The organism is Prosthecobacter sp. (assembly GCF_044222345.1).
Classification (GTDB): Bacteria; Verrucomicrobiota; Verrucomicrobiia; order Verrucomicrobiales; family Verrucomicrobiaceae; genus Prosthecobacter.
In genome coordinates this window covers 1-11,721 of sequence record NZ_JBGANL010000092.1, presented here as the reverse complement: position 1 = coordinate 11,721, position 11,721 = coordinate 1, and the positions used below count along the sequence as shown (strand labels likewise).

Below are 11,721 nucleotides of genomic sequence, written 5' to 3'. Positions count from 1 at the left end.
CCAAGTCCCATGCCCGGCGCATGGAAGAAATCTTCGACAAGCTCTACCCGCAGTACCACGGTGAACTTGCAAAGATGCTGGTGTCGGATGACCCGCGCGTCTACGGCAAAGGTGGGCTGCTCGATCAATTCACCAACAACGACATGCCTCGCATCGCCATCAGCGTGGACATGCTCGACACCGGCATCGACGTGCGAGAGATCGTCAACCTCGTCTTCGTGAAGCCGGTCTATTCGTACACAAAGTTTTGGCAGATGGTCGGGCGCGGCACACGTCTGCTGGAAACCAGCAAGCCCAAGCCATGGTGCATTGAAAAGGATGTATTCCTGATCCTCGACTGCTGGGACAATTTCGAATACTTCAAGCTCAACCCCAAGGGTAAGGAGCTGAAAGCCCAGTTGCCGCTGCCCGTGCGACTGGTAGGCATGCGCCTCGACAAGATCGAGAAGGCGAACGGCATCGGCCATGCCGACATCGCTGTACGTGAAATCACCAAACTCCGCGTTCAGATTGCCGCGTTACCGAAGGAGTCGGTGGTCATCAAGGAAGCCGCTGCCCGATTGGCGCGGCTGAACGACGACAACTTCTGGATCAGCCTCAACCATGAGCGCCTTGAGTTCCTGCGCGCAGAAATCAAGCCACTCTTCCGCACCGTGTCCGAGGCCGACTTCAAAGCCATGCGCTTCGAACGCGACGTGCTGGAGTTTTCGCTGGCTGTTCTGAGCGAGGACAAAGAGCAAGCTGAGACGATCAAGGAAGGGATCGTCGAACAGATCAGCGGGTTGCCGCTGTCGGTCAGCTTCGTGAAGCAAGAAGAAGCCCTGATCCGCGCCGCGCAAACCAACCACTACTGGGCCAAGGCGGACGAAGATGCCTTCGACGAACTGGTCGCCAAACTTGGCCCGCTGATGAAATTCCGCGAACGAAGCACTGGCCAGGAACAAACCCACCTCGATCTGGCCGATGATCTGCACAAGAAAGAGTGGGTGGAGTTCGGTCCCCAGCACGAAGCCGTCAGCATCACGCGCTATCGCGAAATGGTGGAGAGCCTGATAACCGAACTCACCGAGCACAACCCAGTGCTGCAGAAGATCAAGAACGGACACCCGGTCAGCGTCGAAGAGGCCAACGAACTGGCCGAGCTGCTTCACGAAGAACACCCGCACATCACCGAAGACCTGCTGCGTCAGGTCTACAAAAACCGCAAGGCGCGCTTTATCCAGTTCATCCGCCACATCTTGGGCATTGAAGTGATCAAAAGCTTCCCGGATGAAGTCAGCGCCGCCTTTGACCGGTTCATCCGTGCCCACACCACGCTCAGCAGTCGGCAGATGGAGTTCCTCAATCTGTTGAAGGGCTTCATCATCGAGCGCGAAAAGGTGGAAAGGAAAGACCTGATCAACGCCCCTTTCACGGTCATCCACCCGCAAGGCATTCGTGGCGTGTTCAGCCCACTTGAAATCAATGAAATCCTGCAGCTGACCGAACGGTTGGCCGCCTAAAGGTCAAGGTAATCCATGCTACAGAACAACCCCGAACTCAAAAGCAAGATCGACCAGCTCTGGAATAAATTCTGGAGCGGTGGCATCAGCAATCCGCTCACCGCCATTGAGCAGATTACCTATCTGCTGTTCATGAAGCGACTTGATGAGCTGGACCAGAAACGCCAAGCCGATGCCGAATGGACGGGTGAGGCCTACACCTCCAAATTCGTCGGCAGCTGGATTCCCCTCGAATATCGAGCACGGCGAGAAGAAAAGGATACTGATGCTGAGTGGGCTCAGAAGCTAGAAACTGAAAAGCGCTATCAGATTGAAAAGCGCACGCTGCGCTGGAGCGAATTCAAGCGCATGCAGGCAGAAGAGATGCTGCAGCACGTGCAGGGCAAGGTGTTCCCCTTCCTCAAAGACCTGAACGGCGCCGAATCCAACTTCACCCACCACATGAAGAACGCGGTGTTCATCATCCCCAAGCCAGCCCTACTGGTGGAGGCGGTAAAGACCATCGACGACATCTTCGAAGTGATGGAGAGGGACTCGAAAGAAAAGGGTCAGGCCTTTCAGGACATCCAGGGCGATGTCTACGAGTTCCTGCTGTCGGAGATCGCCACCGCCGGCAAGAACGGCCAGTTCCGCACTCCGCGCCACATCATCAAGCTGATGGCCGATCTGGTGCAGCCGCAACTGGGCCACAAGATCGCCGACCCGGCCTGCGGTTCCGGCGGCTTTCTGCTCGGCGCGTATCAGTACATCGTCACCGAACTGGCGAAAAAAGCGGGCGCCCAAGACCTCAGGTCCGATGAAGACGGCTTCACCCGCACCTCGGTGGCCGCTGCGCTCACCGAAAAGGCGCAGGCCATTCTGGCCAGCTCGCTGTGGGGTTACGACATCGACCAGACCATGGTGCGGCTGGGGCTCATGAACCTGATGATGCACGGCATCGACGAGCCGCACATCGACTACAAGGATACCCTCAGCAAGAGCTACACCGAGGAAGCCGAATACGACATCGTGATGGCCAACCCGCCCTTCACCGGCAGCATCGACAAGGGCGACATCAACGAGCACCTGCAACTGGCCACCACCAAGACCGAGCTGCTGTTTGTCGAGAACATCTACCGCCTGCTCAAGAAGGGCGGCACCGCCTGTGTGATCGTGCCGCAAGGCGTGCTGTTCGGCTCCGGCGGCGCGTTCAGAACGCTGCGCCAGTTGCTGGTGGAGCGTTGCGACCTAAAGGCCGTGATCACGATGCCCAGCGGCGTGTTCAAACCCTATGCAGGGGTCAGCACCGCCATCCTGTTGTTTACCAAGGTCTGGGGCCCGAAAGACAAAGTCACCCAGCCTGCTACCGAACACGTCTGGTTCTACGAAATGGCCGCCGACGGCTATTCACTGGACGACAAACGCAGCAAGCAGGACGGCAACGGCGATCTGCAAGACATCATCGCCAAGTACCACGGCCGCAATCCAGCCACCGATACCGACCGCACAGCGAAATGTTTCATGGTGCCGCGCGCCGAGATTGCCGACGAGAAGAACAACTACGACCTCTCGCTCTCCCGCTACAAGCAGGATGTCTTCGAAGAAGTGCACTACGACGCGCCGGGCGTGATTCTGGATCGGTTGATTCAGGCCGAGGTGGGTGATGTAGATGAAGCGGAACTCGCCAAGGTGCAAAGCGGCATCGTGCGCGAGTTGCTGGAGTTGAAGGGGATGGTGGGATGAGATTTCGAAAGCTGTCTGAAATCGCACCTTCCGGTGCATCACCCGCCAAGCCGGCACCGGACGAAACTGTCTGGCATCTTACGCTGGACCAGATTGAGTCTGGATCAGGAAAGATCGGGCGCCGCAGTTATGGACGGGCTTCGGATGCGGGCACATCTACGTTCGTATTTGATACTGGAAATGTTCTCTACTCAAAACTACGCCCATATCTGAATAAAGTTATCTGCCCTGACAGTAGTGGCATTGCAACAACGGAGCTGGTCCCGCTTAGGCCAATTCCCGGAGAACTGAATCGCGAGTTTTTGTGCTTCTATCTGCGATCCCCTGAGTTCGTCTCCTGGGCAAGTGCGCAAGTAGATGGGGCAAAGATGCCACGAATGAAGATGAAATCATTCTGGGCACACGAAATGCCGCTCCCGCCTCTCGACGACCAAATCCGCATTGCCAATCTGCTCGGTAAAGTGGAAGGGCTGATCGCCCAGCGCAAACACCATCTGCAACAACTCGATGACCTGCTCAAGAGCGTGTTTCTGGAGATGTTTGGCGACCCGGTGCGGAATGAGAAGGGGTGGGACAAACCTGAGCTGAAAGCCTTCGGCAAGATTTCGACCGGCAATACGCCACCCAGAAATGAGCCTGCAAATTACGATGGCGATTTCATCGAGTGGATCAAGACGGACAACATCACGGGTGATGCTGTTTTCGTCACGCCTGCCACCGAGCACCTTTCGGAGGTTGGTGCGAGAAAGGCGAGAACAGTTACTGCCGGTGCCTTGCTCGTGGCCTGTATCGCAGGCAGCGTCGAATCGATTGGGCGTGCAGCGCTGACGAACAGGACGGTGTCCTTCAATCAGCAGATCAATGCCATCCAGCCCGGCAAAGATGTGAACCCCCTGTATTTGTATGGTTTGTTTAAGTTGTCTCGGGCCTACATACAGAGCCACGCCACGAAGGGAATGAAGAAGATTCTGACGAAAGGTGATTTCGAGAAGATCACGATGATCAAGCCGCCCTTTGAGCTCCAGAATCAATTCGCTGTCGTCGTAGAAAAAATAGAAGGCATTAAATCCCGCTACCAACAGAGCCTTACTGATTTTGAATCCTTATATGGTGCGTTGAGCCAGCAGGCCTTCAAAGGTGAACTGGATTTGTCGCGCGTGCCCATGCCGGGCATACAAGCTGAGGAAGAAGAAACCGTGGCAGTAGAACCTTTGCACACACCCGCCGAACAAAGCCTAGTAATCCATTTGCCTGACACCGCCAACTTGCTGGCAGCACTGGAAAGTACTGAGACGCGCATGGATGTACTCGTCCAATGGCTGGATGCCTATCGCGGTCAACTGGGCAGCACGCCATTTTCGGTGCAGCATTTCATGGCAGCGGCGCAAACGCGGCTGGCGGAACTGCACCCGGACAACGATTTCGAACTGGGCGCGAACGACTACGAACATATCAAAGCCTGGGTGTTCGAGGCACTGGCCGCTGGCCGACTTGCGCAGGCGTTTGACGACGCTGGCAACCGCATCGAACTCAAGGCTGAGCAGGCATGAAACTGCTGCGCCTCAAGATCACCGACCCGGCAGGCTTTCGCAGCCTGCCCTGTGGTTTTGAGCATCACTTCCGCACTGAATGGAGCCTGCAGGATGAACTGGCTCAGCCCGACGGCTTTGCGCCCTTCGTCTGCGCCGGGCCGAATGGCAGCGGCAAGTCCAATCTGCTCGAAGCACTGGCGGCGATCTTCTTTCAGCTGGAGATCCTACGCGTGCGCCGCAGCTTTCTGCCCGAGGTGTTGCAAAACACTGGTCAGGATTTTTCGCCGGTTGCGTTTGAGCTGGATTACCTGATTCGCATACCCGCTGAGTACCGTGGCCCCGACAGCCCGGAGTGGACGAAAGTAGGCGTGTGGAAAAATCCCGGCGAATCCGTGCGCTTTCTGTGGGAAAACCAGAGCGACTTCGACACCGATGTGTATGAGGTGTTCAATGGCGGTCACGCCGATATCCTGCTGCCTCAATACGTGCTGGGCTATTCGTCGGGCGAGAACGAAATACTCAGCTTGCCCTTCTTCAAGCTGCGTTTTGTGCAGTTCGACGAATACTGGACAGCACTGGCCAAACAGCTTCCTTATCCCGGTCGCCCCGACGCTCGACTGGCCTACCTGGATGGCGGGTTCAGCCAAGCCATTCTGCTGTGCAACCTGCTGTTTCAGGATGAGGCAACCCTTCAACCCTTTCGGGAAGATGTCGGCATCGAGGAACTCAAGGAATTTCGCATCCTTATCCGCCGAAGCATCCCGCTGACACGTCAACAAGCAGAGGCTTTTTCTTCCGGCGATTACGTCCTGCCCGGTTATACGCAGGAGGGCTACTTTGCAGACAACGCCGCCATAGGCCTTGACCCGGAGACTGGCGACTACCGCCTCAAGTTGCTGCATGGGCTGGAAGGCGATGAGCGCACGTCCATCATCGAAAAGCTCAAGCGTTGCGCCACCCTGCATTTCCATGACGAGGCCACCGATACGCTGATCCTGGACTATTGGGTCAATGAACGGACGAAAGATGCCTTTCGCGACAATTTCGACGGTTCCGCGTTATCCCTGTTCCAGGCACTGCAAGTCCTGCTGACACTGAATCTATATTCGGTCAGCGATGCGCTCAAGGCTGATCTATACACCTCGACCAGCCACTATGTCAGCGAGACAGTGCCGACCCTGGCATCCGATCAGCGCATCATGCGTTTCAAGTTTGTGCGCTTTTCCAAGCAGGGCGTGGCCACGCCGATGATGCTCAAGGAGTTGTCGGACGGCGAGCATCAATTGCTGCACAGCCTCGGTTTGTTCCTGTTGTTCCGCAACACCAACAGCCTGTTCCTGCTCGACGAGCCCGAGACGCACTTCAACCCGGACTGGCGCGCCAACTTCATCACCCGCTTGCGCCAGTGCCTGCCGGGTAATGGTGAGTTCGCGCAGGAAATGCTGATCACCACCCACACGCCTTTCCTGATCTCGGACAGCAAGCCAGGCAAGGTGCTGGTGTTTGCCAAGGACAATACCACCGGCGCTGTCAGCATCAGCCACCCGGACTACAACACGCTGGGCGCTTCGATCAACAAGATCACCATGAACACCTTCGGCAAGCGCGAAACCATCGGCGGTTATGCGCAGGCCCTGTTGGAGGCATTGCGGGCGCGCTTCGAACAGGGCGCCGAAGACAAGGAAGCATTGATCACGGAAATCCACCAGCAACTCGGCGACTCGGTGGAAAAAGTGCTGCTGATCAGGGCCATCCTTGACGGCGATCAGCCAAGCAATGGGGAGGCGCGGGGCTGATGCTGTTTCCGTACACCTACGTGCCGCACCAGATGGAAAAGATGCAGGGATTCATCGATTTCATCTTTCATGAGGTATGGTGTAAGGCGCCGGCAAGCGGACCGTTTGATCTACACCTATTCGACGCCAACGTGGAGTTGCGCGAAGTGATGGAAGCTTTCTATTACTCCGACACGCAAGGTGCATATTTCTTTTATGGTCATGTGGAGCGAATCTACGGTTCGTTTTCGGCACTGACTGCCACTCAGATCAACCAGTTTCAGCAGTGGTATCAGGGCAATAACGATCTGGAGAAGGTATGCGCCAATGACCCTAGTGCACATCTCGTCCGGTACACCGACATCGCCGCTGTCTATAAAGACCTTGGCGAGCAACTTGCCGTCTTCTTCAAAGGCTTGTACTCACAGTCGCTGCTGGGCCTTGCTGCCCTGCGAACCAAGATCGGTGACATCGATGATCACTATCAGACCTTTGTATCCACCAACAAGGCGGGAAAATGCCCGTTTTGCGGCATCGGCGATATCAAGGGTACGCATCACAGCAAACGGGAGGCCTACGATCATTACCTGCCCAAGGCGCTGTACCCATTCAACTCGATCAATTTTCGCAATTTGGCGCCCGCCTGCCACGAGTGCAACAGCACCTATAAGCTCAGCAAGGACCCAGCTCACAATCCGGCTGGGCGGCGCAAGGCATTCAATCCGTACGCCGCAGCGGGCCATACCATTCAAATACAGGTTACCTTGCAGCACGCGGACATCGATAAGTTGATGCCTGCTGACATCACGATGCAATTCGGTCCTGCGGCGCTGGCTGAAGAACTCGACACCTGGAAGGACGTGTACGGCATTGAAGAGCGCTACACAGCCAAACTCTGCGGTGAGAACGACGGCAAGTACTGGCTGACGCAAGTTCTAGAGGAATGCCAGGCTTATGACAAGCAGCCAGTCGACATTCTGACTATGCAAGCCCAACAAGCGCATAGCCGACCGTACGCTGACTGCAATTTCCTCAGAAAGCCGTTTCTCGAGGCCTGCCAGCAGATCGGCGTTCTGTGAGAACTCCCGGAGTAAACCACAGCAGTGCTCATCAGCTCGGGAAGCCAGTCAGCATTCGGTTAACCATCCGCCACCAATCCCGAGGGCCCGGATTCATCTCCGGGCGCTTTTTCTTGCCCGACATTCCCACCGTTGATGCAGCTGTCCAATTCTCTCGCATGTGGGGAGGTTCCCCCCTGGGGTCCATTGCGGAGGTCCGGTTCTCCCAGAGTGGACGGTCGCGCTCACGCATTCGCCGTCGCTTTGAGCAACTCGAAGGCAGGCTTCATCCGGAAGGGGTGCGAAGCGGCACTCGGTACCGTCTGCCGTAACTTGGCTCAAAACGAGGCCTATCGATAATATTTGAGCCAAGCCAATGTGCCAAACGGTCAGATTGTTTCGCCTAAACCATTGTCAATACAACATTCTCTGTTTGGCTCAGCGTCGAGGCTTGAGCCAAGAGGCTGAGCCAAAACGCTGGTGGGACATGAAAACGCGCGATCCACGGCAGCAGGTAGAGAGCGAGAGGAGTGAGGCTAGAGTGGTTAGGTATTCGCGATCCAGAGTCGTGAGCGCGTAAATGAGTATGAACGAGGCGGACATCTTGCAGGGCGTGGCACCATCGAGGCCGCCAGCCGCTATTCGTGGACGGTGGACTTCGCCGCGCGCCGCGCCAAGGCCCGCGATGAGATGCAGCCCTTGCTCGACGGTGCAGGTAAGCTCAAGGCCGAGGTGGTGGACCTGAAGGAGCGGCTGAAGCGCTTCAAAAAGGACAAGGCGGCCGACGAGGTTCTGAACGGGCTCGACGCGCAGATCCGTGAGAAAGACAAGGCTGCCCGCGACCTGGAGTCACAAGCCGCCGCCATTGATGCGGCCGTGTTCGATCTGAAGGCCGTCAATCCGAACGCAGTCACCATGGTGGATCAGCGCACGCCGGACGAGATCATCGTCAACATCGAGGAGCAGGGCCGCATCGTGGCGCAAGCGCTGGGCCGACTGCGCGCGCTCATGACCGCCGAACTTCCTCTGGAACAGGAGTAAACGAGGACACCCGTGAGCAGTCCGTCCAGGTAGTCACAACGCACTTTGAGTATTAACAGTGACGATTTTTCGGACGCAATATCTATTTGTGTATGACGGATCGGACTCAAACGCATTGGCATCACAAGATGGTTCCATAAATCGCGTGGGATCTGCACCTACGATATTCATTGGATATCTTCTGGCTCAAGGATGATAGTCTGGACAATCTCGATGACCTCCCGCCCCCAGATGTGTTGCAGCAGGAGATTATTGAGCATCTGGAGGCAGCCTTGGCGTCGTTCAGGGATGTTGCCACCGGACTGCAGAGAAAGTAGAGTGAAGTCCACGTTCCGCTGCCTTCGCGCGCCAATCGTTCCCCTCGACAGCCTTCGGTTTGTTTCAATTTGAGTCGCTCTCCCGACTTCTGGTACAAGAGCCTCCGGTCTGGTCCGTCAGGCACTCTCCTGGCGGCGATATTCAACGACAGGGAGGAACGATGACATGGGTGACGATCTGTTGAAGTATCTCGGTCCGTTGGCGGCGCTGGCCGGTGTGTGGGAAGGCGATAAGGGCGCCGATGTGGCGCCTTCCGATGATCGAGGCACGGAACAGAATGCCTATCGTGAACGGTTGACCTTCGAGCCGTTCGGTCCGGTCAACAATCATGAACAACAGCTCTATGGCCTTCGTTATGCGACCGTGGCCTGGCGGTTGAGCGATGGGGCGCCGTTTCATGAAGAAACCGGCTACTGGCTGTGGGATGCGGCGGCGAAGCAGGTGCTCCGTTGTTTCATTGTGCCGCGGGGAGTCACGGTGCTGGCCGGTGGTACTGTGGAACCAGATGCCACGTCGTTTCAGATTTCGGCGGATGCCGGATCGGATACGTATGGCATCTGCTCGAACAAGTTTCTGGATCGCGAGTTCAAGACCGTCCGGTATGAACTCACGGTGACCCTGCACGGCCCCGACAGCTTCAGTTATCACGAAGACACGCAGCTGAAGATGAAGGGCCGGAGCGATCTCTTCCACCACACCGACACGAATCGAGTAACGCGCGTCAGATAATTCTGTCGTCGCAACCTGGTTGGCTTCTACTCCACACGCCCTGGTATAGTGACCTGAGGCTACGCTACGTAGTACGTTCATGGTCACGTTGTGTGTCGGCCTGCCGCAGGCGGGAGCGATCGGCAGACACACATTGCATAAGGAGGTGCAGGATGTGGAGATCAGGGGTTGCACTAGCAGGAATCGTCTTAGCGACCGGTTGCGCGGGGCTGCCGCCGACCACCAGGACGGCGGTGATTCACGAGATCAAGCTGGAGACCCATCTGGCGCCAGCCGAGCTGACGGTGCATGTGGGCGATGAGGTGCGGTGGGCCAACCATCGTACGTTGGCGGCCCTGATCGATATTCCCGGCCTGAAGTCGGAGATGTTGTCCTGCCAACGGGGTTTCACTAATCTGTTCGGAAGTCCGCGGGAACTCACGGAGCTGGATCCGAATGAGAGCGCCAGTCTCTGTTTCGACCGACCCATTGTCATTAGCTACAACGCGCGTATGCGCTCGGCCGCACCGGGCGGCATGCAGATCGAGCCGGGCACGATTCGCGTCGTGGCTCCCGCTCAATAGCGATCCGCTGCGGCTTTCGCCCCGGAGTCGCGTCATGGGCTCCGGGGTGAGCCACCCCTCCCGATCAATCGTTCCTCACAGAGTGGCAGATATCCGGTACGCGGGACGATCCGCGTCGGTGCGCGAAGATCGTCGATGCCTGCCGGGTTCCCGTCGTGTGGTGGGGATCTCTTTGCAGCGATGGGCTGGTGCCGATTGGACGGATCAGAGTACCGTGGTCCAGGAGGGACTGACGGCGAAGGCGGCATTGATCAGGCCGACATGGGAATAGGCTTGAGGAAAGTTTCCGAGCTGGGTGCGGGTTTCGGGGACGAAATGTTCTGAGAAGAGCCCCAGATGGTTTGCGCCCGTGAGCACCTGCGCCATGATCTGCTGCGCTTCAGCCATTCGTCCGAGCCGCGCGAGTCCCTGGACGACCCAGAAGGAACAGATGACAAAGCTGGATTGCGGCCGGCCGAAATCGTCGGTGCGCAGGTAGCGGAAGTAGAAGCCGGTTTCCTTCCCGCCGGCTTGCACGGCCAGCGCGCGCGCGATGCTCTGCATCGTGGCTTCGCACACGTCGCGGTTGGGAAAGCCAAGGATCGCGGCCTGCGCCAGCGAGGCATCGTAGGTGTCGTCCTTGGGCCCGTTGCGGAGGGACCCGTCTTTGGTCGCGTTCAAGAGCGCCTGTGCGGCGCGCGTGCGCGCCGCATCGAGGTCGAGCGTCAACGAAGGAAGACAGCCCGCCTTGTGCATGCGATGGGCCCGGTCGAGCCCCGCCCAGCACATCAGATTCGAAAACGAATGCTCCTGCCAGCCGTTGCGAATTTCCCACAGCCCCGCATCCGGCTGGGCGATAGTGCGGTCGCAGAGTCGGGCGAGGTTGGCGACGAGTTGTTCCTGATCTTTGGTTCGCAGATCGTAGAAACGATTGTCGGAGAAGATCGGGGTCAACGCGAGGACCAGTTCGCCGTAGACATCGTTTTGAATATGTTCGGCGGCCTGATTGTGATTGCGCACGGGCGCGCTGCCGCAGAAGCCGGCCCAGTTCCGGTGTTCGGTTTCCGGCAGCGGGAGATCCTGGCTGAGCGTATACACGGGCGCGAGTCGCTCCCGCGAATGTTCATGCGTATAAGCGATGTTGAGCAGGAACTTGAGAAACCCTTCCATCTCCTCGAAGTGCCCGAGATTGTGGAAGGCGGTCAGGGAAAAATAGGCGTCACGCAGCCAGCAATATCGATAGTCCCAATTGCGCGGGCCGCCCGGCTCTTCCGGGAGGCTGGTGGTCAAGGCGGCCAGGATGGCGCCCGTGTCTTCATAACAATGGAGTTTGAGCGCGAGCGCGGACCGAATGACTTCTTCTTGATGCAGCACGGGAATCGAGCAATGTTTCACCCACATGCGCCAGTAGCGGGTCGTCTGGTCGAGGAACTCGTGACTGACCTTGGCGAGATCGTCTTCGATGCCCAGGCCCCAGGTGAGCGCAAAGTACGTTTTCTCAG

9 protein-coding genes and 1 pseudogene are annotated in these 11,721 nt (G+C 57.5%); 9 read left to right on the top strand and 1 reads right to left on the bottom strand.

Translation table 11 applies throughout. The features are described 5' to 3' along the window. The 9 genes and pseudogenes from ACILSL_RS25645 to ACILSL_RS25605 form a co-directional block, all read left to right on the top strand. A partial coding sequence (locus ACILSL_RS25645; RefSeq protein ID WP_395734925.1) for a type I restriction-modification enzyme R subunit C-terminal domain-containing protein occupies positions 1-1,502 on the top strand: 1,502 nt, incomplete at its 5' end. Positions 1,503-1,517: 15 nt separating this feature from the next. Continuing rightward, entirely contained in the window at positions 1,518-3,224 is a 1,707-nt protein-coding gene (locus ACILSL_RS25640; RefSeq protein WP_395734924.1) for an N-6 DNA methylase, read from the top strand. Continuing rightward, positions 3,221-4,774, top strand: a complete 1,554-nt coding sequence (locus ACILSL_RS25635; RefSeq protein WP_395734923.1) for a restriction endonuclease subunit S — start codon at positions 3,221-3,223, stop codon at positions 4,772-4,774. The genes ACILSL_RS25640 and ACILSL_RS25635 overlap by 4 nt, the downstream gene beginning before the upstream one ends. After that, positions 4,771-6,552 carry a restriction system-associated AAA family ATPase gene (locus tag ACILSL_RS25630; RefSeq protein WP_395734922.1) on the top strand — a complete coding sequence of 594 codons (1,782 nt, stop codon included), beginning with the start codon at positions 4,771-4,773 and terminating at the stop codon, positions 6,550-6,552. Before ACILSL_RS25635 ends, ACILSL_RS25630 begins: the two co-directional genes overlap by 4 nt. Next, positions 6,552-7,610: an HNH endonuclease gene (locus ACILSL_RS25625; protein ID WP_395734921.1), complete on the top strand. Its 1,059-nt coding sequence runs from the start codon at positions 6,552-6,554 to the stop codon at positions 7,608-7,610. Before ACILSL_RS25630 ends, ACILSL_RS25625 begins: the two co-directional genes overlap by 1 nt. Before the next feature lie 630 nt (positions 7,611-8,240). Further along, positions 8,241-8,630 carry a hypothetical protein gene (locus ACILSL_RS25620; RefSeq protein WP_395734920.1) on the top strand — a complete coding sequence of 130 codons (390 nt, stop codon included), beginning with the start codon at positions 8,241-8,243 and terminating at the stop codon, positions 8,628-8,630. Between the two features lie 167 nt (positions 8,631-8,797). After that, a pseudogene (locus ACILSL_RS25615) lies at positions 8,798-8,947 on the top strand (SAM-dependent DNA methyltransferase); the annotation flags it as partial. A gap of 166 nt (positions 8,948-9,113) precedes the next feature. After that, complete coding sequence (locus tag ACILSL_RS25610) at positions 9,114-9,677, top strand: heme-binding beta-barrel domain-containing protein (protein WP_395734919.1); 564 nt, start codon at positions 9,114-9,116, stop codon at positions 9,675-9,677. A gap of 233 nt (positions 9,678-9,910) precedes the next feature. Then, positions 9,911-10,240: a hypothetical protein gene (locus ACILSL_RS25605; protein WP_395734918.1), complete on the top strand. Its 330-nt coding sequence runs from the start codon at positions 9,911-9,913 to the stop codon at positions 10,238-10,240. 204 nt (positions 10,241-10,444) lie between these two features. Here ACILSL_RS25605 and ACILSL_RS25600 read toward each other — a convergent pair. After that, the coding region (locus ACILSL_RS25600) for a glycoside hydrolase family 15 protein (protein WP_395734917.1) at positions 10,445-11,721 on the bottom strand (1,277 nt) is incomplete at its 5' end.

What these genes read in the sequence shown, in the direction of transcription:
- ACILSL_RS25630 (WP_395734922.1), top strand. Translation starts at nt 4,771, where the DNA reads ATGAAACTGCTGCGCCTCAAGATCACCGACCCGGCAGGCTTTCGCAGC.
- ACILSL_RS25625 (WP_395734921.1), top strand. Translation starts at nt 6,552, where the DNA reads ATGCTGTTTCCGTACACCTACGTGCCGCACCAGATGGAAAAGATGCAG.
- ACILSL_RS25635 (WP_395734923.1), top strand. Translation starts at nt 3,221, where the DNA reads ATGAGATTTCGAAAGCTGTCTGAAATCGCACCTTCCGGTGCATCACCC.
- ACILSL_RS25610 (WP_395734919.1), top strand. Translation starts at nt 9,114, where the DNA reads ATGGGTGACGATCTGTTGAAGTATCTCGGTCCGTTGGCGGCGCTGGCC.
- ACILSL_RS25640 (WP_395734924.1), top strand. Translation starts at nt 1,518, where the DNA reads ATGCTACAGAACAACCCCGAACTCAAAAGCAAGATCGACCAGCTCTGG.